This is a genomic window from Pontibacter sp. HSC-36F09, from assembly GCF_024171605.1.
In the GTDB taxonomy this organism is placed as follows: domain Bacteria; phylum Bacteroidota; class Bacteroidia; order Cytophagales; family Hymenobacteraceae; genus Pontibacter.
In genome coordinates, this window is record NZ_JALKAA010000010.1 from 19,063 (window position 1) to 42,649 (window position 23,587).

The 23,587-nt window shown below is 49.2% G+C and carries 25 protein-coding genes; 14 read left to right on the forward strand and 11 right to left on the reverse strand.

Going from position 1 to position 23,587, the window contains the following annotated elements:
* Positions 1-45 precede the first annotated feature (45 nt).
* Positions 46-219 carry a hypothetical protein gene (locus L1278_RS18975; RefSeq protein ID WP_253406596.1) on the reverse strand — a complete coding sequence of 58 codons (174 nt, stop codon included), beginning with the start codon at positions 217-219 and terminating at the stop codon, positions 46-48.
* A 160-nt stretch (positions 220-379) separates the two neighbouring features.
* On the opposite strand from L1278_RS18975, the gene L1278_RS18980 reads away from it, so the two are divergent.
* Together L1278_RS18980 and L1278_RS18985 are read left to right on the forward strand one after the other, a co-directional pair.
* Entirely contained in the window at positions 380-1,405 is a 1,026-nt protein-coding gene (locus L1278_RS18980; protein WP_253406597.1) for an alkaline phosphatase family protein, read from the forward strand.
* 84 nt (positions 1,406-1,489) lie between these two features.
* Complete coding sequence (locus L1278_RS18985; RefSeq protein ID WP_253406598.1) at positions 1,490-2,629, forward strand: hypothetical protein; 1,140 nt, start codon at positions 1,490-1,492, stop codon at positions 2,627-2,629.
* A 56-nt stretch (positions 2,630-2,685) separates the two neighbouring features.
* Here the strand turns inward: L1278_RS18985 and L1278_RS18990 are convergent, their stop codons facing one another.
* The 3 genes from L1278_RS18990 to L1278_RS19000 form a co-directional block, all read right to left on the reverse strand.
* Positions 2,686-4,557 carry an ABC-F family ATP-binding cassette domain-containing protein gene (locus L1278_RS18990; RefSeq protein WP_253406599.1) on the reverse strand — a complete coding sequence of 624 codons (1,872 nt, stop codon included), beginning with the start codon at positions 4,555-4,557 and terminating at the stop codon, positions 2,686-2,688.
* A 97-nt stretch (positions 4,558-4,654) separates the two neighbouring features.
* Entirely contained in the window at positions 4,655-5,011 is a 357-nt protein-coding gene (locus L1278_RS18995; RefSeq protein ID WP_253406600.1) for a hypothetical protein, read from the reverse strand.
* 120 nt (positions 5,012-5,131) lie between these two features.
* Positions 5,132-5,659 carry an RDD family protein gene (locus L1278_RS19000; RefSeq protein WP_253406601.1) on the reverse strand — a complete coding sequence of 176 codons (528 nt, stop codon included), beginning with the start codon at positions 5,657-5,659 and terminating at the stop codon, positions 5,132-5,134.
* Between the two features lie 308 nt (positions 5,660-5,967).
* Here L1278_RS19000 and murI point away from each other — a divergent pair, with 308 nt between their 5' ends.
* From murI to L1278_RS19045, 9 genes are all read left to right on the forward strand, one after another.
* A complete protein-coding gene (murI, locus tag L1278_RS19005; protein ID WP_253406602.1) occupies positions 5,968-6,783 on the forward strand; it encodes a glutamate racemase in 816 nt (271 codons plus the stop codon).
* 690 nt (positions 6,784-7,473) lie between these two features.
* Positions 7,474-8,028, forward strand: a complete 555-nt coding sequence (locus L1278_RS19010; RefSeq protein WP_253406603.1) for a hypothetical protein — start codon at positions 7,474-7,476, stop codon at positions 8,026-8,028.
* A gap of 160 nt (positions 8,029-8,188) precedes the next feature.
* Positions 8,189-9,376, forward strand: coding sequence for a glutathionylspermidine synthase family protein (locus L1278_RS19015; RefSeq protein ID WP_253406604.1), 1,188 nt, complete (start codon positions 8,189-8,191; stop codon positions 9,374-9,376).
* A 29-nt stretch (positions 9,377-9,405) separates the two neighbouring features.
* On the forward strand, positions 9,406-10,164 hold the full coding sequence (map, locus tag L1278_RS19020; RefSeq protein ID WP_253406605.1) for a type I methionyl aminopeptidase: 759 nt from the start codon (positions 9,406-9,408) through the stop codon (positions 10,162-10,164).
* A gap of 69 nt (positions 10,165-10,233) precedes the next feature.
* A complete protein-coding gene (locus L1278_RS19025) occupies positions 10,234-11,337 on the forward strand; it encodes a complex I subunit 1 family protein (RefSeq protein WP_253406606.1) in 1,104 nt (367 codons plus the stop codon).
* Positions 11,338-11,440: 103 nt separating this feature from the next.
* Positions 11,441-12,049 carry an NADH-quinone oxidoreductase subunit I gene (locus tag L1278_RS19030; protein ID WP_253406607.1) on the forward strand — a complete coding sequence of 203 codons (609 nt, stop codon included), beginning with the start codon at positions 11,441-11,443 and terminating at the stop codon, positions 12,047-12,049.
* A gap of 41 nt (positions 12,050-12,090) precedes the next feature.
* Entirely contained in the window at positions 12,091-12,603 is a 513-nt protein-coding gene (locus L1278_RS19035; RefSeq protein WP_253406608.1) for an NADH-quinone oxidoreductase subunit J, read from the forward strand.
* The gene (gene nuoK, locus L1278_RS19040; protein ID WP_253406609.1) at positions 12,603-12,917 is read left to right on the forward strand and encodes an NADH-quinone oxidoreductase subunit NuoK; all 315 of its coding nucleotides are present in this window, start codon (positions 12,603-12,605) and stop codon (positions 12,915-12,917) included. The genes L1278_RS19035 and nuoK overlap by 1 nt, the downstream gene beginning before the upstream one ends.
* Before the next feature lie 297 nt (positions 12,918-13,214).
* Entirely contained in the window at positions 13,215-14,510 is a 1,296-nt protein-coding gene (locus L1278_RS19045; protein ID WP_253406610.1) for a T9SS C-terminal target domain-containing protein, read from the forward strand.
* Between the two features lie 97 nt (positions 14,511-14,607).
* Here L1278_RS19045 and L1278_RS19050 read toward each other — a convergent pair whose 3' ends face one another.
* The 4 genes from L1278_RS19050 to L1278_RS19065 form a co-directional block, all read right to left on the reverse strand.
* Positions 14,608-14,934, reverse strand: a complete 327-nt coding sequence (locus L1278_RS19050) for an iron-sulfur cluster assembly accessory protein (protein WP_018478385.1) — start codon at positions 14,932-14,934, stop codon at positions 14,608-14,610.
* 13 nt (positions 14,935-14,947) lie between these two features.
* The gene (locus tag L1278_RS19055) at positions 14,948-15,355 is read right to left on the reverse strand and encodes a hypothetical protein (protein WP_253406611.1); all 408 of its coding nucleotides are present in this window, start codon (positions 15,353-15,355) and stop codon (positions 14,948-14,950) included.
* Between the two features lie 15 nt (positions 15,356-15,370).
* Complete coding sequence (gene iscU, locus L1278_RS19060; RefSeq protein ID WP_018478387.1) at positions 15,371-15,784, reverse strand: Fe-S cluster assembly scaffold IscU; 414 nt, start codon at positions 15,782-15,784, stop codon at positions 15,371-15,373.
* 88 nt (positions 15,785-15,872) lie between these two features.
* The gene (locus L1278_RS19065) at positions 15,873-17,087 is read right to left on the reverse strand and encodes an IscS subfamily cysteine desulfurase (protein ID WP_253406612.1); all 1,215 of its coding nucleotides are present in this window, start codon (positions 17,085-17,087) and stop codon (positions 15,873-15,875) included.
* A gap of 117 nt (positions 17,088-17,204) precedes the next feature.
* Here L1278_RS19065 and mce point away from each other — a divergent pair, with 117 nt between their 5' ends.
* The 3 genes from mce to L1278_RS19080 all read left to right on the forward strand — a co-directional run bounded on the left by mce (position 17,205) and on the right by L1278_RS19080 (position 19,861).
* Entirely contained in the window at positions 17,205-17,606 is a 402-nt protein-coding gene (gene mce, locus L1278_RS19070; protein WP_253406613.1) for a methylmalonyl-CoA epimerase, read from the forward strand.
* 112 nt (positions 17,607-17,718) lie between these two features.
* A complete protein-coding gene (locus L1278_RS19075; RefSeq protein ID WP_253406614.1) occupies positions 17,719-18,291 on the forward strand; it encodes an L-threonylcarbamoyladenylate synthase in 573 nt (190 codons plus the stop codon).
* Between the two features lie 142 nt (positions 18,292-18,433).
* Positions 18,434-19,861: a CCA tRNA nucleotidyltransferase gene (locus tag L1278_RS19080; protein WP_253406615.1), complete on the forward strand. Its 1,428-nt coding sequence runs from the start codon at positions 18,434-18,436 to the stop codon at positions 19,859-19,861.
* A 189-nt stretch (positions 19,862-20,050) separates the two neighbouring features.
* Here the strand turns inward: L1278_RS19080 and L1278_RS19085 are convergent, their stop codons facing one another.
* The 3 genes from L1278_RS19085 to L1278_RS19095 all read right to left on the reverse strand — a co-directional run bounded on the left by L1278_RS19085 (position 20,051) and on the right by L1278_RS19095 (position 23,389).
* Entirely contained in the window at positions 20,051-20,416 is a 366-nt protein-coding gene (locus L1278_RS19085) for a hypothetical protein (protein ID WP_253406616.1), read from the reverse strand.
* A 112-nt stretch (positions 20,417-20,528) separates the two neighbouring features.
* The gene (locus L1278_RS19090) at positions 20,529-23,048 is read right to left on the reverse strand and encodes a GIN domain-containing protein (RefSeq protein WP_253406617.1); all 2,520 of its coding nucleotides are present in this window, start codon (positions 23,046-23,048) and stop codon (positions 20,529-20,531) included.
* Positions 23,045-23,389, reverse strand: coding sequence for a PadR family transcriptional regulator (locus L1278_RS19095; RefSeq protein WP_253406618.1), 345 nt, complete (start codon positions 23,387-23,389; stop codon positions 23,045-23,047). The genes L1278_RS19090 and L1278_RS19095 overlap by 4 nt, the downstream gene beginning before the upstream one ends.
* Positions 23,390-23,587: the final 198 nt, after the last annotated feature.

Below are 23,587 nucleotides of genomic sequence, written 5' to 3' on the forward strand. Positions count from 1 at the left end.
CTTCAGTTTTATCAGTTCAGGTATGCCGGTTGGCTTTTTTCCTGTTTAAGTGCGGTTTGTGAGTCGCCTGATTGCCTGAGAGAGCGCAGTAGAGCAGCGGTAATAATAACCGTAGCAATAATAGGCGGCACGATAGCAATCAGCGGAAACAGCATGCAGCAGCACAGTGCCGAGTGGCAAAGGCAATTGGAGGGTCGCTATGGCTGCTGGTGTATGCATTTGTCTTTTGATGGTTGCAATTAGAGTATTCTTGAGCGTAAACGCAAATAATTCTGCCGGGTTTATTGAATTTTTGAGATCGTCTCGGTGGCTTACCTGAACTTTTGCGGGATGCGTATACCTAGGTATAGGATTTTATATTCTTTTATTTGTGTTAGGTATGGACGCACTCCCGGCATTTTTGAAGCGATGGCAGGCAGGTTGGCAGCAGATGATGCTGATCTTGTCTGGTACGGCGCTGCTCAGTTCCTGTGCCGCATCCGGCGCGGGGGGAGGGGCCGGTGGGCTGCGCTCTGAGAATGTGATCATTCTGGTGATCGACGGGGTGCGCTATTCTGAGACCTGGGGGGCTGTGCCGGGCCTTATACCGAACATGTCGCAAAAGTTGGTACCGCAGGGTACCTTTTGCAATAACTTCCGTAACGAAGGATACACTTACACCAACTCCGGCCATACCGCCATCACGACAGGTATAAACCAGCCCATCGATAACTACGGCGCCGAACTTCCCGCTAATCCCTCCCTGTTCCAGGTATGGCTCAAGCAGACGGGCAAACCCGCCACTGCCGCCTGGATCGTGTCGAGCAAAGACAAGCTGGATATTTTGGGCAACACCCTGAACCCCGACTGGCACAACCAGGCGTTGCCCTCGCTCAACTGTGGCGTCAGCGGACCAGGCAGTGGCTACCGGGCAGACTCCCTGACTTTAATTGAGGTGTTGAAAGTACTAAAAACCAATCAGCCCAATCTGATGCTGATCAACTTTATGGAGCCCGATGGCTATGCCCATGCCGGTAACTGGGAGCACTACCTACGCGGTATTTCCCGCGGCGACCGCTATGCGAAGCAACTGTGGGACTTTCTGCAAAAAGACAAACATTACCGCAAAAAAACGACCCTGCTCATTACCACAGACCACGGCCGTCATCTGGATACGGTGGATGGCGGTTTCGTTGACCACGGTGATGATTGTGAGGGCTGCCGGTGCATTTACTTACTGGCGCTTGGGCCTGACTTCCGGAAGGGCGGATTTGTGGAGACCAAGTATACGCTGGTGGATATTTCGGCAACGGTGGCCCCGATGCTGGGTATAGCTTTTCCACAATCAGAGGGTGCGGTCATGAAAGAACTGTTTACGCGTCGCAGTTTGCGCAAACTGCCATTGGCCAACGTGCCTGTTCCTTGATGCCTATACCTGAATTGCAATTTCAAGGTATAGCTTTTATCTGATTTATGTCGCTACGGGCTGCATCCTTTATTCTCTTGTCCAATGGCAGCTTCCCGAAATTTTGAAGAGTTTAGGTATAAGCTATACCTGCTGGTGTGGGCTGTCGTGCTGTGTCTGCCGTTGCAGGGTATGGCACAAGTATACTCAACCAAAAATCCGGGTATAGCAGATCAGCAACACGAACAAGCGGCGAAACCAAAAGACATTTTTTCGGAGGATTCGCTGCTCAAGTTTAAGCTCGTGGTCAACTACCAGAAGCTGCTGAAAGACCGTGGCGAGGAAAGAAAGTATCACACAGCCACACTCTCGTACGCCGACAGTACAGGTGCTACAGTCAATATGCCGCTTAAGGTGATGGTGCGGGGTAATCGCCGCCGGGATGCCAGCGTCTGCCGTTTTCCCCCGCTCATGCTCAACCTGATCCGCAAGCAAATGCCAAAAGGTTCTGTCTTCGAAGGGCAGAACAAGCTAAAACTGGTGACGCACTGCATCGACGACGATTATGTGATCAAGGAGTACCTCGTCTACAAGGTATACAACATTCTGGCTGAGGAGAGTTTTCGGGTGCGCTTGTGCCAGGTGACCTACCAGGACAGTACCGGACGACGGAAAGAGGAAGTGCGCTATGCTTTTCTGATAGAAGATGATAAGGCGATGGCCAAACGTACTCGCCTGAAGCTTATACCTGGTAAGAGGATCATCGGGATGGCCCACATGGAGCAGAAAGGCATGGCCCGGCTGGCGCTCTTTCAGTACATGATCGGCAACACCGACTGGTCAGTGCCCTACCGCCACAACATCGAGCTACTGGCACCTGACTCCCTTTCCGCACCCATTCCCGTGCCTTTCGACTTCGACTACGCAGGTATAGTAGGCGCCCCTTATGCTTCGCCGCCACCTGAGCTGGGTATAAAGTCAACAAAGCAGCGCCTGTACCGGGCCTACGAATTTCCGGAGAACATGCATCGGGAAATGGTCAATACCTTTAATTCCTACCGCACCCCGATTTACGCGGTATACAGGCAGTGTGAGCCTTTGAGCAAGTCAGGTTTGCGGCAATCGCTCAGTTACCTGGATAGTTTTTACGAGATCATCAACCACCCGCGCAAGTTCGAGCGGGAAATCGTGAAGGTGGGGGAGCGCAACCAGAAAGCGTACGTAACCGTGAGGGGTCTGAAATGAAATCGCCGAAACAGACAGGCTGCTCCGGCGATTTTAAGGTATAGCAATGGTGCGATTTACATGATTTCAGACAGTTCGAGCCAGCGCATTTCTTTTTCCTCCAGTTGCTCGTTCAGCTGTTCCAGTTCTTTGGCCCAGGCGTTCAGCTGTTCGTGGTCGGTGGTGGTGCCAGCGTTCATGGTCTCTATCAGTTCTGTTCTGCGGGACTCCAGCCGAGGCATTTCTTTTTCGAGGTCTTCAAATTCCTTTTTCTCCTGGTAAGTCGGTTTGCGCTTGCCTTCCGGTTTTTCCTGTTTCTGTTCAATAACGGGAACCGTTGGTTTTGTTTCCTGCACCACCTTTTCCTGCTCTTTCAGCCATTCGCGGTAATCGGTGTAGTTGCCCGGGAAGTTACGGATCTTGCCTTCGCCCTCGAACACAAACAGGTGCTCTACTAATCGGTCCATGAAGTAGCGGTCGTGCGACACCATCAGCAGACAGCCGCCGAAGTTGAGCAGGAAGTCCTCCAGAATGTTGAGTGTGATGATGTCGAGGTCGTTGGTAGGCTCATCGAGAATCAGGAAGTTAGGGTTCTTGATCAGCACGCGCAGCAACTGCAGACGACGCTTTTCGCCACCGCTCAGTTTGCTGACAAAGGTATACTGCTGTGCCGGCGGAAACTGGAAGTGCTGCAAAAACTGACTCGCCGTGATCACTTCACCATTGGCCATCTCCACCACTTCAGCAATTTCCTTCACGATATCGATCACACGCTGGTCTTCCTTGAAAGTCAGCTCGTCCTGGGTATAGTAACCAAATACGGTAGTCTGGCCGGCGTCAATAGTACCGCTGTCAGGTTGCAATTTGCCCGTGAGCATGTTCAGGAATGTAGACTTGCCGGCACCGTTTGGGCCTACGACACCAATGCGGTCTTTCTTCTTGAACACATAGGAGAAATCGTCTACGATCTTCTTGTTGCCAAAAGACTTAGAGATATGGTCTACTTCGATGATTTTGCCGCCCTGACGCGTGGTTTTTACAGAAAGTTCGAGTTGCGGACCTGCCGTTTTCTTGGCTGCTTTTTCTTTCAGTTCCTCAAAGGCATCTACTCTATACTTGGCTTTGGTGCCACGGGCCTTAGGCTGCCGACGGATCCAATCGAGCTCTTTGCGCATCAGGTTACGCGCCTTCTCGGTTTCGGCTGCGGCCATTTCCTCGCGGGAGGCTTTTTTCTCCACAAAATAACTGTAGTTGCCTTTGTAGGTATAGAGTTCGCCGTTGTCGAGCTCAGCGATTTCGTTGGCCACTTTGTCGAGGAAGTAACGGTCGTGCGTCACCATCAGCAGGGTGGTGTTTTGGGTAGAGAGCAGGCCCTCAAGCCACTCAATAGTGTCCAGGTCCAGGTGGTTGGTAGGCTCGTCGAGAATCAGCATGCTGGGCTCTTCGATCAGCACACGAGCCATAGCCACACGCTTGCGCTGCCCGCCTGAAAGATGCTTGATTTGCTTCTCCAGGTCGTGTATACCTAGTTTGGAGAGGATCTGCTTCACTTTGATCTCGAAATCCCAGGCCTGTAGTTCGTCCATGCGCTCCATCAGATGCTGCATCACTTCGGCGCTGGTATCCGGGTGGGAGATGGCCACCTCGTAGTCGCGTATGGTATCGAGCACTTCGCCCTGTCCGCCAAAAATGGTCTGCTGTACAGTTAGCTCTTCGTCGAACTCCGGGTTCTGGCCCAAAAAGCCGATTGTGACTTCTTTGCGCACGCTCACGCTTCCTTCGTCGGGGGGCAGTTTGCCTGCCAGCACGTTCAGCAGGGTGGTTTTGCCAGAGCCGTTCACGCCCACAAGCGCTACTCGCTGCCCCTGGCTGATGCCAAAGTTCAGGTTTTTGAAAAGCCAGCGTTCGCCAAAGCTTTTCGATATATTATCTGCGGATAGGTAATTCATAAGGCAAATTTAGGCATTTCTGCGCTATGCAGCAGGCAAAATAAAACAGGCTGACCTGGTATAGTCAGCCTGTTGGTTTACACATGGTTAATGTGGCTTATTTTAAAGGATCTTCGTGCGCTACATGAGTCTTGTACGCTCTGCTTGGCGTACGATGCGTTGTCAACGAAGCCAGCATCGAGAACACACCGAAAATCAGGTGCAGTTCATATACCCGGTCAGCGAATCCGAACAGCCAGGGCGATAGGGCTAAGATGACACCTATACCAAAGTCCATCATCAGGTGGGACTGCATCGGGATCTTTCTCACTAGTCCCATTTCAAAATCTGTGAAGATCGTTTGTAGAAGTACAATCGCACCGATGATAACGGGCACCCAGGTCTCGGCACCACCGGCGGCAAAGTCAAACAGCCTGGGCGATGCAATAAGCAGGATACCGTATAAATAGTCCAATATTCCGTGAAAACGGGTTGGGATAAAACGCATTATTACCTCCTTTCTTATTGTTTTACAAGGTATAATATACGTTTCAGTAAAAGCAGTGTTTGATATATAGTAGAGAAATAGTTCAATTTACTGATCTGTCATCACCAAGGTACGGGCCACATAATCGTGCAGTGCCTGCCTGCGGCGCTGGAACTGAATGAGCACAAAGCCCAGCAACAGGGGTAGTGCTGAAAGGATGCGGGAAAAATAGCGCACATTCGCCTGCAGAAGCGTAATGCGCTTGCCACGCAAGTCAGTCACTTTGAGCCCTAAGGTATACTTGCCGATCGTTGCCTGCTTTGGAGACGCCTCCAGCAAGGTATAGTAGAGCCAGTGCAGCACAGGGAAGTAGAGGCTGTAAAAGAACAACTGCAGGACTACCTCGAACTCCAGTAAGCTGACGCCCCCGTCAAAAACCACCTGCTTCCACGTATTAAATTGCAGCGAATACTCGGCCATAGAATAAATTATGATCGAATACCAGAACACCAGTATGGTCGTATCGATGAGGAACGCCACAAAGCGACTCATAAAACTACCATACAGGGGAGCGCGTTTCACCACAGGTGAAGCGGAAGACATGATGAATGCAGAGTCAGTTATAGCTGTTGGCATAAGGGTTAGGCTAAAAGGTGGATAATCTGCTTTATCCGCTTTGTTGATAAAGCCACCGTGGCGTCGTGTTTAGCTACTACAGAAATAAATAGCAACTCCCTTTCAGTAAAGTAGTTAAATATAATGAGTTTAATTTTAATTACAAAATATATTGTAAAAATAATATTTAACTTTTTTTTGAGTCTTCAGCTCGATTCTTAACTCAAGTATAAGTCTGAAAAATTCAATAGAAAATACATAATGAGTGAACGATCTTAAAACGAGGGTGAACAACTTACTTTGCCGGTTTTAGCATAAATTAGCACCGTATGGGAGATAGAAAAAATGCATCCCCGATTGGGGTTTTTGACAGTGGCATTGGCGGACTGACGGTGGCGCAGGCGATTGTGGCCGAGCTGCCGCAGGAGAAACTGGTATACTTTGGCGACACGGCGCACCTGCCTTACGGCGATAAGTCAACTGCCGCGATCCAGGCCTATGCCGTCAAGATTTGTGATTTGCTGCTCCGGCAGCACTGCAAAGTGATTTTGATTGCCTGTAACTCGGCTTCTGCGGCCGCTTACGAACTGGTGAAGGAGTATGTGGGCAGCAAAGCGCGCGTGCTCAATGTGATAGACCCTTTGGTAGAGCACATTGGAAAGACCTACGCGGGCAAAACGATCGGGCTCATCGGCACGAAGCAAACCGTCAACTCGAATGTATACCTCAAAAAAATTGACGGGCTGGATCTGGACATTACGCTGAAATCGCATGCCACACCACTGCTCGCCGCCATGATCGAAGAAGGCTTTTTCAATGATTCTATCTCGGAGAGTGTGATTCACGCTTACCTGTCGGCGCCGGAACTGCAAGGTATAGAGGCGCTTATTTTAGGTTGCACTCATTATCCGCTTATCAAAAAACAGATCCAGAGTTATTATCAAGGCAAAGTGGATGTGCTCGATGCCAGCCAGATTGTGGCAAAACACGTTCGCAGGTTCCTGGAAGCCAATGAGCTGGTATCGACAGAGTTGCTCGGCGATCATGCTTTCTATGTTTCAGATTTCACCCGCTCGTTCGAAGAAAGCACCCGCATCTTCTTTAAGCGAAAAGTGCACCTGGAGCATTACCCGCTGTGGGAGTAGGGGAGTTTAGGTGTTTAAAAGTTAAGAAGTTGACATGTAGTGACGTTTTACTGTTCCGATGTTTCTGTACAATGGCATAACAACGGCTCTTCCGGACATCCATGTCCGGAAGTATTTCTTCCGGGGACATCCTTGTCCCCTTATTCCTGCCAATATAAACCCGTATACCTGTAAACGAGCCTGGGATACGGGGATTAGGAAATCCCCACAGTTTGCTTCGGGATTTAGCAATCCCGAAGAGTCTTGTAGAAAATATAATAATTTGTAGGGATAGGTCGCGACCTGTCCGAATCGTGCAACGGCAATTACGCACCGGTATACATAACCCAATCATGTACCAAGTATACCTTTCAGGATCATACACTGCTATACCTGACCGAATCTTGCAGGAAGATCCTCCTCTCGGGAGTAGGGCCGTTTCATTCTCCAAAAGTATCCCCTTGAGGGGATTATAGGGGTGTTTACTCTGGGATTAAATGCCAGTAATTTGCCAAAATGTAAGCCCTCTCAATTGTAAACACCCCTCTGCGCTCCCCTCAAGGGGAGAATCCCTAGAATCAACCGGCCCTTCTCTCAGGAGTGGTAGGGGAGAATCATGGCACCCAACAATTCAACCATTAAACCTAAACCCCATCCTTCCAAAATTCCCGTAAAAAAAGCGTACCTTTAAACTGCAACCGAAAAAGACTTATGAAAAAGCGATATTTGACCATTGGGGATTTTAAGCGCAACGCTTTTATTGTGGCGGCTGCTGCTACCATGGGATTAACCAGCTGCGATTCTAACACGCAGCAAACTGATGAAAGAAGCGCAGCAACAGAAGTTCCGGCGCCGGATGGGGTTGTGACAGAGTTGACTGAAGAAGCACCGGACCAGTGGAAGATCACTGACGAGCGCACCACGGCGCCCGGCCACAGCATGGCTATCCTGAAGTACAACGACGGTCGTGTGGACACGCTGCAGGGCTTAGCGCTCGAAAATCAGATGAAAGACTTGGCCAACAACCAGCAGCAGCTCAACCAAGGGAGTGGCTTTGGAATGGGCAACGTGTTGTGGTGGAGCGCAATGGGCTATATGGCCGGTCGTATGATGTCACCGAGGCCTGCCTACTATGCCAACCCCGGCGTGATGAACAAGACCGCTGCCTGGCGTCAGAACGTGCAGACGTACCGTCAGCAGTCTACAGCGCCGCGCACAGGCCAAAGCGGCTACTTCCGTGGACGCAGCAGCGGAGCGGGAGCTTAAACCGACCAAAGCCAGCAAAGACTTCTCTAAGAGGTATAGCCTCATACAGGTATAGCTTTCTACATCATGGCTGTCCCTTACTCTGGAGGTATCAGTATGAGCCGCTTTGCTTGTGCTGATACCTTCTTTTGTGTTTCAATCTATTAGATCAAAGCATTTCATGTCAGAAAATTCGAAGACGAGCATACAAATAAAAGCCCATAAGGGTGATGTGGACAAGGCCGTGCGCGGACTGGGCTGGGAGTGGTGTGTGGAGGACGGCTGCGCCAATTACGTGCCCGGCGAAGCGGTTGTGATCACAGAGGACGAGGCCGAAGAACTGCTCGATGCAGCCAGCTCACTCTATACGATGATGGAGCAGGCGATTCCGAAAGACCTGCCGGACGCTTTCCTGAAGGTGCTGGGTATACCTGAAAACCTTTGGCAACTGGTGCGCCTGTCCTGGAGCGATGACCGCCAGGTGCATCTATACGGACGCTTCGACCTGGCCATAACGCCGGATGGTCCCAAAATGCTGGAGTTCAATGCCGACACTGCCACTTCGATACCTGAAACGGCCGTGGTGCAGTGGGCTAGTTTGGCTGCTGCCGGTAAAAATGACGCATTGCAATACTCCGGTTTATACGAAGCTTTGGTAGAGCAGCTCAGGGTATGGCGCGAGCGCAACCAAGACTTAGCACCGGCTTTGCTGGTGACCTACCTTGGGGCCAGTGCTGAAGACGAAGCTAACTGTTCCGTTTTAACGCAAGCCGCGAACGAAGCCGGTTTCGAGGCGCATTTGTGCCCGATAGAGGATGTAACGTTTACGGCGGAAGGAGAAGAAAAAGGTGTATGGGCGCAGGTAGAGCAGGGGCAGTGGCGGCAATTCCCGTTTCTGTTCAAACTCCTGCCTTGGGAGCAAATTGCCTGGGAAGAGCCCGAACTCCTGAAGACCCTCACATTGCTTGCCCGCTCCCGCACCATCGCGATTGCCAACCCCGCCTATACCTTGATGTTTCAGAGCAAGGGCATGCTGGCCTGGCTTTGGAAGGCTTTCCCGTACCACCCGCTTTTGTTGGAGGCAGACATCGAGCCGCTGACGGGTAAGTACATCAAAAAGCCGTATTTCGGTCGTGAAGGACAGAGCGTGGAAGTAGTAGACCGTGGTCGGGTAACGAAAGTGCGCGGCGAGTATGACCAGCAGCAGCAGGTATACCAGCGCTGGTGCGAACTGCCCGAAGACAGCAACGGCTACCAGTACCAGGCCGGCGTGTTCTGGTCAGGTGAAGGGGCTGCCATCGGTTTCCGACGTGAGAAAGGCATCATCACCAACTTGTCACAGTTTGTGCCGCACCTGGTGGAGGGGTAATATTTATTTAAAGTAAGAGAGGTATAGCGATGTCAATAGACTCAGAAGAGGATCTGGAAGGTATAAAAAAGGTGAGTGAAGCTGTGGCCTTTACCCTGAAGCAAATGCGCGAGCATGCCAAACCCGGTATGACCACAAAGGAACTGGACGACTTCGGCTATCAGATATTGCAGTCCTATAAGGCGCAGTCGGCACCGAAAGTCACCTATGATTTTCCCGGCTATACCTGCATCAGCATTAATAATGAAGCGGCACATGGTATCCCGTCCGATAAAACAGTGCTCAAAGATGGCGACCTGGTGAACATTGATGTGTCTGCTGAGCTTGATGGCTATTATGCTGACAACGGCGGTTCTTTTATCCTGGGAGAAGACATCAACGACTTGGGCAAATTAGTGGACACATCTTTAACGGCCCTGCGCAAGGCACTAAAGGAAATAAAAGGTGGCAAAAAGATAGCTGAGATAGGCCGTATCATAGAGACAGAAGCAAAGAAAAATGGCTTCAAAGTGATCAAAAACCTGGTTGGTCATGGCGTAGGGCGCAGTCTGCACGAAGAGCCGCACGAAATTGCCTGCTTCTATGACAAGTACGAGACACGCAGGTTCCGGAAAAACACCGTGGTGGCTGTAGAAACCTTTATCTCGACCAAAGGAAGCTATGTGCACGAGAAAGGCGACGGTTGGACACTATTGGCTGATTCGGGTGCTTACGTAGCACAACACGAGCACACGATCCTGATCACAGACGGAGAGCCGATAATCCTGACAGCTGCTAATGGCATTTAACTGAGTGGCGTGCTTGGCACATTAGCACATTAAAAACTACCTTTGCGCGTTCCTAAACCCTGACTGCTTATGCTCGCCTTTCTGCTGACACTTATGCTACTGCTGGGTATCGTCATTGTGTTGGCGTACGCAGAGCGCAAGGTGGCTGCTTTTATGCAGGACCGCATGGGTCCAACCGAGGCCGGCCCGTTTGGTTCGTTGCAGTCAGTATTGGATGTGCTGAAGCTGCTACAGAAAGAGGATATTGTACCCGCAGCAGCCGATCAGAAACTGTTTAAGCTGGCTCCGATCCTGATATTCGCGGCCGTTTTTGCAGGTTTCGCCGTTATACCTTTCACCCCGGATCTTATCCCTGCAGGTATAGGCATTGGAGTTTTTTACCTGCTTGCTATCATCTCGCTTGACGTGGTGGGCTTGCTTATGGCCGGTTGGGGCTCCAATAACAAGTACGCCATGCTGGGTGCCATGCGCTCCGTGGCTCAGATTGTGTCGTATGAAATACCAGCCGGATTGGCTATTCTTTCTGTTGTGATGATCTGCCAGTCACTTGATTTTCAGGAAATCAGCTACCAGCAAGGTATACTGCTCAACCGTTTCCCCGGACTTGAGTTTGAAACGAACTGGCTCTTTGGCATCGAAGCATTAGGTATAAACACTACTAATATTGGTGGCATCACGACCTGGAACATTTTCAGGGCTCCAATTTTACTGGTAGCATTTGTGATCTATTTCATCGCATCGCTGGCCGAGAGCAACCGTGCGCCGTTTGATATACCAGAAGCAGAATCTGAATTGGTGGCGGGTTTTCACGTGGAGTACTCAGGTTTCCGGTTTGCCGTGCTGTTTCTGGCAGAGTATAGTATGATGGTGCTGGTAAGTCTGGTGGCAGTCATTCTCTTTCTGGGGAGTTGGAACACGCCTTTGCCAAACCTGACCGCGCTGAAGTTTGCCAACTGGACAACAGGTACGGTAGGGGAATTGTCAGGTATACTGTGGGGTGGCTTCTGGCTGCTCAGCAAAACCTTTGTGCTGCTTTTCCTGCAGTTGCAAATCCGTTGGACCTATCCGCGCTTGCGTGTAGACCAGCTCATGCATCTGTGCTGGAAAGTGCTCACACCCGTGGCGCTAGGTATAGTGCTGCTGGCTGGCATCTGGCGATTGCTGATGGTGTAAGTTTATAAATTAGAGAGTTTAGTAGTTTAAAGTATTGGGTAACTTCCGTTACTGCTTGGAAAGGGTAGAGGTTGGTTTCAACTTCAGCCCGTATATCTAAAATATGGAAAGATCGTCTGTTACACGTAAAACCGGTTTCTGGGAGGTGGTGAAGTCGCTGCTGAGCGGCTTGCAACTGACCTGGCGGCATTTCCGGAATGCAGACAAGCGGCGTGCGCCTGTGCCGGTCATGGACGATAATTACTTCAATCAGCCCGAGGGACTGGTTACACTTACCTATCCCTACGAGGCTATACCTGTTCCGGAAAACGGCCGCTACCGGCTGCACAACGAAATCGACGATTGCATTGTATGCGACCTTTGCGCCAAGATCTGTCCTGTAAACTGTATCACTATTGAATCAGTGAAGGCAACAGAGGAAATCGGGATGACGTCTGACGGCACCAAAAAACGCCTCTACGCACCTGTTTTTGATATTGATATGGCTAAGTGTTGCTACTGTGGTCTCTGCACCACCGTCTGCCCAACCGATTGCCTGACCATGACTCCTGTGTATGATTTCGCTGAAGTGGACATCAAAAATATGATCTACCACTTTACGGATCTCACACCGGAGAAGGCAGAAGAGAAAAAGCAGCTATTGGCCAAGCAACAGGAAGAAATGGCCGCAGCCAAGGCAGCTGCATTGGCAGCGAGGAAGCAACAGGGCTAATTGAAAGATTACTGTTAACTGATTACTGATCACAGATATAGATGTTATTCTACATTTTCGCAGCGGTAGCTATAGTTTCGGGAGCCTACATGGTGCTAACGCGGAACCTGCTATACGCCGGTTTTTCGTTGCTGCTCACTTTGCTGAGCATCGCCGCCATCTATGTGCTGCTTTTCGCTGATTTTGTAGCCGTTACGCAGCTGATGGTATACGTAGGCGGTGTGCTCGTGCTGATTCTTTTTGGCATCATGCTCAGCAGCCGGGTACACGATAAGTCAGTAATGTCAGAAAATACGAATGTAGGATGGGGCGTTACGATCTCTATGCTCACATTGATCGGGTTAAGTTACACCATCTGGCAGGCAGGTTTCAGTTCGCTTCCATGGATTCATCAGGCTGATACCAGTGTATTGGCTGGACAAAAGAGTACCGTGCAGCTTATCGGTATAAAACTGATGACCGACTTTGTGCTGCCTTTCGAAATAGCCTCTCTGTTGTTGCTTATTGCGCTTATGGGAGCCGCTTACATCGCCACTGAAAAACAGAAGGTATAATGTTAACTCAGATTCCATTAGAACATATTCTGTTGCTAAGCGCTGTCTTGTTTACGATTGGCGTCCTGGCTGTCATTACCAAGCGACATGCGGTGGTGGTGCTGATGGGTATAGAGTTGATCTTCAATGCAGCAAATCTTAACCTGGTTGCCTTCAGCCGTCACGATCCCCAACTGCTGCAGGGCCAGTTATTCTCACTTTTTGTTGTCCTGGTCGCTGCTGCCGAAGCTGCCGTAGCGCTTGCCATTGTGCTAAAGGTATACCAGCATTTCAAAACAGCGAACCTTAATGAGATTGTATCAAAAGAAGTGTAACTCTGGTATGTAGCTCAGATTTAGCCTGCTATTGGTACAAACCTCAAAATTCCCATACTACATTTACCTCCTCATTCAGATCAGGGTAACTTGTCATAAAGTTTATCCATTCCGGTGTAAAATATCATCGTTTGTGATGGTCAGATAAAAGTAATAATTCGGTGTTTAAACAGAAAAAATAGCGAATAGTAAAAATTAATTTTTTTGAACTTATGTGAGTGCCAGAAAGTTAGAGTTTAAATTTATTTATAGAGGAGTTTTACTATAGGGATTTACAACTATACTTTTAGCCATTACATGAAAACAATTATTGCCCGAGCCGCAAAGTCTGCGGTAATGGGAGTGCTGTGGATCACAGCAGGTTTTGCCATACCTGCTCAAGGGCAGGCAGTAGAGATGGGTAGGTTTATTACTATGTATACCCAGGACTTTAATACGTTGCCTGTTATCGCGGGCGAATACAAATGGGGTACTACAGCTTTCTTGCCAGATGGATGGAGTGTAAACCGTTCGATTCAGAATGACATAATTGTAGCTAATAGTGGTTCTTCCAACAAAGGTGATTTATACAGTTATGGCAATAATGGTTCTACTGATAGAGCGATTGGTGCTTTGACAGCTTCAAAATCAGGGGAGATGACGTACAACCTGCTGCTTCGCAATACTTCTGGGAAAACCATATCTGAGTTGGACCTTTCCTATGCAGCAGAGCAATGGCGCTGCGGGAGCGAAAAAACAGATGTACAGCGACTACTTTTTACTTATGCCGTTGCCGAATACCCTACTTCTTTTAACTTAGAAGTTAGCCTTAAAGCGAAAGGCTGGATCATAGTCCCATCCCTTCAATTCAACAGCCCTGTTAGTAAAATTTTAGCAGGTCATTATGATGGCAACTTGCCTCAACACCGGAAAGAATTCTCCTATATCTTGCCTGAAGCTATACCTGATGGATACTATGTTATGCTGCGTTGGTATGACCCGGATGAGTTAGAACAAGACCATGGACTGGCTATTGACGACGTGAAGGTTACCTGGAATTTTGAACCTGATTATGTCCCACTACCTGTTGAGCTTACCAAATTTATTGTTCGCACAACCGGCAAAGCTGTTGAGTTGAACTGGACAACGGCTTCTGAACAGAACAGCAAGCATTTCGAAATAGAGCGGAGTGCTGATGCCAAAGTCTTCACAACTCTTGGCATTGTAAATGCGAAAGGCACGACGAGCTTAACTACAAACTATACCTTTCACGACCGCGAACCATTAGTAGGCACTTCCTATTACCGCCTGAAACAAGTGGATGAAGATCTTTCATTTACCTATTACCAGATTGTCGCAGTTTCCAACCAACAAGCCAAAGCAGCCACGGTATATCCAACTATTGTGCAGCAGGAACTCAAAGTAGAATTACCACTTGCACATTTAACTTACGATGCAGCAGTATATGACAAGATGGGTCGTATAGTACTCAGGCAAAGCCTCAAAGGTTATACTCACTCACTGGATGTCAGCCGCCTGGGGCATGGGAACTATACTTTGGTACTTTTGAATGAAGCGGGGGAGAAGCAGGCATTACGATTTCTGAAAAGATAGCTATACCTGAAGTTAGCTATACCTGCCACAGGTAAAAAAGCAGAAGGGCCAGCTAGAAATAGCTGGCCCTTCTGCTCTGTATAAGCTGCTGTTTTTGTTAAACGGAGAAGCTGTCGCCGCAACCGCAGGTACGGGAAGCGTTCGGGTTGTTGAAGTAAAAGCCCTTGCCGTTCAGGCCGTCCGAAAAGTCAAGTTCGGTGCCCGCCAGGTATAGGAAGCTCTTCATGTCTACCACTACCTTAATGCCTTTGTCCTCAAACTCCTGGTCCATCGGCTTTACTTCGTCGTCGAAGTCGAGGTTGTAGGAGAGACCGGAACAACCACCTCCGGCTACAGATGCGCGCAGGCGAAACGTATCGTCGAGCTGAGCATCCTGCTTCAGCCTCAATACTTTCTCTTTTGCTTTATCTGATACTGTTATCATAACATTTCTTTCTTTAAGATACCGGATTCAGCACCACACTGAAAACAGTAATCGTGTTCATGTCGCGGCCAAAGTATAATTTGTCGAGTGCCTCGTACATATTACGGGCCCGGAAGTAAGACGTATTCAACTCTTTATCTCCATGGGCCATCCACTGCACGGTATACGGACTCTCTTTTGCTTTATAACTCTGCACGTAGTCCCACATCTTACGGAGCGCATCCACTCTGTCGTACCCTATTTCTGTATGGAACAGAAAGGATTGCAGGTGGCGCGGGTTTACCGTAATCAGGTCCAGACGCACTTTGTTATTCATCGGTCGGAATTCGAAAAGCAGACTGTCACCGCTTAAGCCTAAGTGGTTCTCAATCTGCTTTTGAATGCGTGCACTTTCTACATGCACCTCTGTCGTTGACTCCATGCGTGAGTCCGGGTCTTAGTGGTGAGACTTCGGCATTTCCAAAGCTGGAAGGCCGTTCTTTACTCTGTAGTCGTTGATGGCAGATTTAATTGCATCTTCAGCCAGCACAGAGCAGTGAATTTTCACCGGAGGCAATGCCAGTTCTTCCACGATGTCCATGTTGTCGATGGAAAGGGCCTCGTCCACAGACTTGCCTTTCAGCCACTCGGTAGCCAGAGACGAAGAAGCGATGGCAGAACCACAACCGAACGTTTTGAACTTCGCGTCAGTGATGATCTGGTTTTCGTCTACTTCAATCTGGAGACGCATCACGTCACCGCACTCAGGCGCACCTACCAGGCCAGTACCCACGTTGTTCTTTGCTTTGTCAAGCGTGCCAACGTTGCGTGGGTTGTTATAATGATCGATTACTTTATCTGAATAAGCCATAGCTGTATTTAATTACTAGTTAATAATGATGAATGACTAATATATACCGAGTAATTATTCATTACTCTATACATTATTAATTAAAATCTTAATGTTCCGCCCACTCAATGGAGTTCAGGTCGATACCTTCTTTGAACATCTCCCAAAGTGGCGACATCTCACGCAGTTTGGCAACAGCCTCTTTCACGTGGTTGATGGCGAAATCAATTTCTTCTTCTGTTGTAAAGCGGCTCAAACCGAAACGCAGCGAAGAGTGTGCAAGGTCATCACTTAGTCCTAACGCTTTTAACACGTAAGAAGGTTCTAAAGATGCTGAGGTACAGGCAGAACCCGAAGAAACAGCGATATCTTTCACACCCATCATCAAACCTTCGCCCTCAACATACTTGAAGGAAATGTTGGTTACGTGCGGCAGACGGTGCTCGCGCGAACCGTTTACATAGGATTCCTCAATTGTCAGAAGCTCTTTCTCAAGTCTGTCACGCATAGCTGAAAGACGGGCTGTGTCTTTCTCCATATCCTGCTGGGCAATCTCGCAAGCCTTACCCAGACCAACTATACCTGGCACGTTCAGCGTACCTGAGCGCATACCGCGTTCGTGTCCGCCACCGTCCATCTGGGCAGTTACCTTCACACGTGGGTTTTTGCGACGTACGTACAGGGCGCCAACGCCTTTCGGACCATACATTTTGTGGCCAGAGAAAGCCATCAGGTCGATGCCGTCAGCTTCAACGTCCACCGGAATTTTGCCTACTGCCTGCGTGGCGTCTGTGAAGAACAGTACACCGCGCTTCTTAGCGATTCTAGAGATCTCACGAATTGGCTGAATTACACCCACTTCGTTGTTGCCATACATGATCGAGATCAGGATGGTCTTGTCTGTAATGGCTTCTTCCAGTTGCTGCAGGTCAATCAGACCCTCAGCGTTTACAGGCAGGTATGTAACCTTACCACCGATTTTTTCGATGTGCTTGCAGGTATCCAGTACCGCTTTGTGTTCGGTAGTAGTCGTGATGATGTGGTTACCCTTCGAAGCGTACATCTCAAACACACCTTTGATGGCGAGGTTGTCAGACTCGGTAGCGCCCGAAGTGAAGATGATTTCTTTAGGTGAACAGTTGATAAGTGAGGCGATTTGCTCACGGGCATAGTCAACAGCCTCTTCGGCATGCCAGCCAAATGCGTGGTTACGGGAAGCGGCATTGCCAAACTTGCCAGTGAAGTACGGCATCATGGCCTCCAGCACGCGCGGGTCAAGCGGTGTAGTGGCGTTGTTGTCCAAGTATATCGGGAATGTTAGCATATCACTATTTTTTTATCTCTTTTAATCCTGTCTGATTAACAGTTGTAAGAAATTATTAGTTTTGAATCCCTGCAAAATTAACAAAAAAAGCTTACTTAGACTAATTACAAATTGAAAATGGTAAACGTAGAACATATAGGTATAGCAGTTAAAAATTTTAGCGAGGCAAATGCCCTGTATTTTAAACTGCTGGGCGTAGAGCCCTATAATACAGAGTTTGTGGAGTCAGAGGCGGTAAACACCTCTTTCTTTAAGGTGGGCGGCACTAAAATAGAGCTTTTGGAGGGTACAACGCCCGACAGCGCCATCAGTAAGTTCATCGAAAAGCGCGGTGAAGGTATACACCACATCGCCTTTGAAGTGGAAGATATACTTGCTGAAATGGAGAGACTGAGAGGCGAAGGCTTTACGCTACTGAACGAAACGCCCAAAAAAGGAGCCGACAATAAGTTGGTTTGCTTTGTGCACCCCAAAAGCGCCAATGGTGTGCTGATAGAACTGACGCAGGAGATTAAGTAAATGGTTGAATGGCTGCATTGTTAAATTGTTGAGCTCAGCTATAATTTCTATTTGAGTGTAAATTCTTAGAGGAACAACCATTTAACAATAAAACAATTTAACCATTAAAACTATGAATCACTTACTGAAAGCGATACAGGCAGCAGAAGATGAGTTGCTGGTTGGCAACGTCATTTTATACCCGACCGACACGGTATGGGGAATCGGTTGTGATGCTGAGAATGCCACAGCCGTTAAAAAGATATTTAGGATAAAGGAGCGGGAGGAGTCCAAATCGATGATCGTGCTGGTGAGCGACGTGGAAATGCTGCGCCGCTACGTGCGCGATGAGCCGGAGGACTTAGAAAAACTGGTCGAGTCACAAAAGCGGCCGACCACCTTTGTGCTGTCTGGTGCACAGAACCTGCCCCAGGAATTGATTGCCGAGGACGGCAGCATCGGCATGCGCATCACAAAAGACGAGTTTTGCCATCGGCTGATGCAGCAGATCGGTCGCCCGCTGGTGTCTACCTCGGCCAATGTGAGCGGTGAAGTTGCTCCGAAGGCTTTCTCCGAAATCTCTGACACGATCAAGGAGCGAGTTGATTACATCGTGCAATGGCGGCAAGACGAAGACGTGGAAACACGTCCCTCACGTATCATCAAGATTGATAAAAACGGTAAACAGACGGTTATTCGGGAGTAGGGCAGGTATAGCTGGTGCCGGGACAAAGGCTATACCTGTTTTAGCGACGTCAAAGAAAATTTGCCCGCGCTCTGAATTTATCTCATTATTTTTGCGCCTCGGGCTTGCGGTTCTGTAATGCCCGAGGTTTTGATTTTTCTGAATGGATACAATAAAATTACCAGAGCACCCCATATTTGATACCGTGGCCGCTGCCGCTGCGGAAACAGGTGTTGACGCTTACGTGATTGGGGGCTTTGTACGTGATCTGGTCCTCAAAAGGCCCTCTAAAGATATTGACGTAGTATGTGTAGGCAATGGCATTGCGCTAGCCGAGCGCGTGTCGCATAAGCTGCCGCACAAGCCGAAGGTGTCGGTCTTCAAGAATTTTGGGACGGCCATGCTGCGCTCCGGCGAGTGGGAGGTGGAATTTGTAGGCGCCCGAAAAGAGTCTTATGTAGAGCACTCCCGCAAGCCGGAGGTAGAAACCGGGACGTTAGAAGATGACTTGAAGCGTCGCGACTTTACCATAAACGCCCTAGGTATAAGCCTAAACGAGAGCACCTACGGTCAGCTGATTGATCGCTTTGATGGGCTGAAGGACATGAAGCGCAAAATCATCCGTACGCCGCTGGAGCCGGGCATCACCTTCTCCGACGACCCGCTGCGCATGATGCGTGCCATCCGTTTTGCCTCCCAGCTCAGCTTCGACATTGCCCCTGAAACCTTCGATGCCATCATCGATAACAAAGACCGCATCAGGATCGTGTCGCAGGAACGTATTACGGACGAGCTGAACAAGATCGTTCTCTCGCCGAAGCCTTCCTATGGTTTCAAATTGCTTTTTGCCTCCGGTCTTTTGCAGCTGATCTTCCCAAAAATGGCAGAATTGCAGGGAGTGGATACCGTAAAAGGCAACTCGCACAAAGACAACTTCTACCATACCTTGCAGGTGCTCGATAATGTGGCCGAGGTGTCGGATGACCTGTGGCTACGGTGGTCGGCCATTTTGCACGACATTGCCAAACCCGACACCAAGCGCTACCACGAAAAAGTGGGCTGGACCTTTCATGGCCACGAGGAGCGCGGCGCCCGCATGGTGCCCAAGCTGTTCAAAGACCTGAAACTGCCGCTAAATGAGCACATGAAATTCGTGCAGAAGCTGGTTCGCCTGCACCTACGCCCCATCGCGCTGGTAAAAGACACCGTGACGGACTCGGCCATACGCAGACTCCTGTTTGAGGCTGGCGACGACATTGAGGCACTGATGAAACTGTGCCGCGCCGACATCACTTCCAAAAACGACAGCAAGGTGAAGCGTTATCTGCAGAACTTTGATAAAGTGGAGAAGCGACTGGTGGAAGTGGAGGAGAGCGACAAACTGCGCAATTTCCAGCCCGTGATCACGGGTGAGATTATCATGGAGACTTTCGACCTGAAACCGTCCAAAACGGTAGGGGAGTTGAAGGAAGCCCTGACAGAGGCAATACTGGAGGGAACAGTCAAAAACGAGTTTGGCGAAGCCTTTGCTTTCCTCCTCAAGAAGGGGGGAGAACTGGGACTTCGCCAGGTAAACTCACCAAACAGCTAAGCAAACAAATCATTCAGGTATAGCACCTGCAACAGGGTATAAAGTCTTATCTTGTACTAAGTGGCAGGTATGGAAACAGTGCGGGCTGGTAAGCTTACTTGTCCGCAGGATGGTCTGCGAAGCAAGCTTAGGATTTCGAATAGAGACCAAATCAAGTACTGTTTTTAATTAATGATGGGATAGGATGATCTATTCGTACATCTGGAAACTCACCGTGCTGCTGGTTTTAGCTATACCATAATTTTCTTCATCCCGGAAATTCACCACACCAGATTTTATTGATTCCTTATCCTCTCGAAGTTCTTGTGCTAGCTTTCCAATTTCTCGGGCAATCTGCTCTTTTTTTGCTGGAGAGAAATCATGAAATTTTGGGTCAATAAGCGATACAGTAAGTTCATTATTGTTTTTGATGTTTATTTCTACTTCGTCGGTCTCATATTTTGCTGAGATAGATTTTTTTAGACGATCCATATAGTTGAATTCTCCGGTCATTTCTGAACAGCCGAGTAAGCCGATTAGCAGAGTCGTCAGGACTATGAGAGTGTATTTTCTCATTTTTATGGTTTAGATTTATCAGGAAACATTTAATAAAGCTTGCGCCCAACAGGTGTATGGCAGGTATAAAAAAGGGATAAGCCAGACAGCTTATCCCTTTTTTGTAAATTTACTACAGGCGTGATACTTTGCTGGCGCCTGATACATCAGTTACTACATTGCTAGGATTGCCTTTGTAGCGCACTTTGCTGGCACCTGCAGCGTCGGCTCGCAGCGTATTGGTGGCATGCACATCGGCATTACATGCACCAACAGCTTCTATCTCCACAGTATTAGCAACCAGTCTGGTAGCGTCCAACTTGCTGGCGCCTGCAATATCCATATCCACATTATCGGCGCGGCCTGAAAACGTGCTTTTAGAGGCTCCCGCGATATCAGCTTTCAAACGGCCCACATTTACATCCACGAATGCCTGCGTAGCACCTGTCAAGCCGAGGCTCAGGTTAGATGCCTTGATATGCCCGATATCCGCCTTGATGGCACCGTTCAGGTCGAGGCTGCGTAGCTCAGGCACAGTGATCTGAATCAGTACTAGCTTCTGTTTTTCAAAAAGCTTGATGGTGCGGTCCTCATGCTCCACTACTAGTTCGCTACCGTCTTTTCTAACTTCGAGCTTTTTCAGGTCGTCGGCGTCACCGCTGGCTGTTACGCTGTAGTTACTGCCTTGCGTAATCTGCACGTGGTAGGCACCATTTACCGTAATGGCATCGAAGTCGCTAAAGTCGTAGGTCTGCTTGTTCGAGCTGTACTCCGCTTCGTTCATCAGCACGCTTCCGCCTGCGCCCATCGTGGCAGCGGCATTGTAAGTGAAATCGCTGTCGGCAACATCGAGTGTATCGGTGGCGCAGGTGATGCAGCTCAACAAGTTGCCTTTTACCTGCCAGAGATTACGCAGGGTTTTCTCACGGCTGTACTCTTCCTCGAAAGCGCTGCTTGGCACCATGCGTAGGAAGTTGTTGGTCAGGCGCAGTTGTTTGTCCTGCGGTATCAGCAAGGTTACGTCCATACGCTGGCTACGGTAGGCTGCTCCGGAGGCAAACTCAAAGCTGTCATCAAAACGGATCGTAGAGTCGGTCTGCACCACGCGGTAAGTCACCATGCGGGCGTTTTGCTGTGCTTCGGCTTCAGTTTTTCCTTTGGCCTGCAGGCGTTGCTGCACTTCCAGGTTAGAGCCAGTATGGCCCTGCACATCAAAGTAGATGCGGTTTTCATAAGACGAATTCGTGTTATACCCATCCAGCGTGATGGTAGGGTATGGACCCACCGGGAAAGACTGCGTGGTTACCACTTCACCCGAGCGACGGAAGTTTTCGGCGTGCGCCGCGATAAAGGCTATCATGGTGAACAAGCTGATCAGCCAGATACCGAACAATGACCAGCCTACCAATGGACGCATAAAGAAGCGTTTCGCCAAAAGACCGATGGCCAGTAGAATCAGGAACAGAATAGGTATAAGTCCTACAAAAAAACCAGCCACCAGTCCGAGCCGGGGAAAGCCCTCCAAAAGCACGGAGGCCGGAAAATCACCCATCATGAACGCTGAATCACCATCTACTATACCTAGCGTCACAAACAGCGAAGTGAAAAGCGCTACAGTCAGGCCAAGTGAAATAACCAGCAGAGTTATACCTGCAGCTATTCTTACCAGCGTAATCAGGACACCAAGTATAGGTCCCAGGCCACGACTGAGCCAGTTAATCACCTGCGAGATGATGCGAAATGGCAGCAATAATACTTTGGCGGCCGTACTTTCTTCACCGTTCTGGTCTTTTATGTTCAGGTTTTCCTTGAGCGTGTGCTCAATACTGGCCAGCGTAACGGGGTTCCCCTGCATTTGCATACGCTCTGTTAGGCTGGCCGCCTCCGGGACCGCTACCCAGAGGATGATGTAGGCCAGTATACCAAAGCCGCCCGCGAAGATCAGGGCCAGGAACAGGATGCGGATAACGGCCACATCCACACCGAAATACTTGGCGATGCCGCTTGCCACACCCGCCAGTTTTTTGTCATCGGGGTCGCGGAAGAGCTTTTTCACCGTGATTTCAGGCAGTGAGTAGTTCACCGGCAGCGCAATCCAGAGAATGATGTAGAGAATCAGACCGAAAGAACCTGAGATACCCTTAGTAATCGGGGTGCCTATTACCAGGAACACAAAGATCAAGCGGATCCACACCGGGTCTGCGTTCAGGTAGTTGGCTATACCCGCTGCTACACCACTCACTACTTTGCGGCTCACATCGCGGTACAGGCGTCTGGGTCTGAATGCTGTAGCGGCTGCGGCGGCACCTCCGGCCTCGGCAAACTCGGGCTCAGGAGCACCGGCGCTATAGGCTTTTCTGGCGTGCGACATCTCCTCTTCCATCGGCTCCAGTATTTCAAAGTCGGTCACCTCACCCATTTGAGCAACCAGGGACTGCACGTCTTCTAGCGTGATCACCTGTTTGCCCGGAGAAAGGCGCGTTGAAAAGATCTCCGCGATACGTGCTTCGATATCAGCGACAATCTCCTCGTGGCCTTCGTAGCTCGAAAAGTAGTTGCGGATAGAAGAAAGATAGCGGCTCAGTTGCTCATACCCATCCTCCTCGATGTGAAAGATGATGCCTTGCAGGTTGATATTTATGTTCTTTTTCATGATTGCTGCGCTTTCTTGTTTTGCATGATGAATTCGGTGGAAGCTACCAGTTCGCCCCATGTATCCCGGAGTTGTTCCAGAAATGTGCGACCGGTCTCGGTCAGTGTGTAGTACTTGCGGGGAGGCCCTGAGGTAGATTCGACCCAACTGTAGTCGAGAAGCCCCGCATTCTTGAGGCGAGTAAGGAGAGGATAAAGGGTTCCCTCCACTACTATCATCTTGGCAGCTGTCAGCTCCTCCAACATATCGGACGCATATACCTCACCACGAGCGATAATCTCCAGGATGCAGAATTCCAGAATTCCCTTCCTCATCTGCACTTGTGTGTTTTCTACTTTCATGATGATTCCGTTTAATGTTGAAGCAAAGATATTAAAAGGTACTATGTAACGCAAGGTACTGTGTAAAAATAATTACGAAACTTTTTCTAAAGGGTTTAAGTGGCAGCTAATTGTGGATAAAAATGATTATTTTTGGATGCGAAAAAATGTCGCATAAAGTCAACTAATTCAGTTTCTGAAGTGTTAGGAGTCAAATTG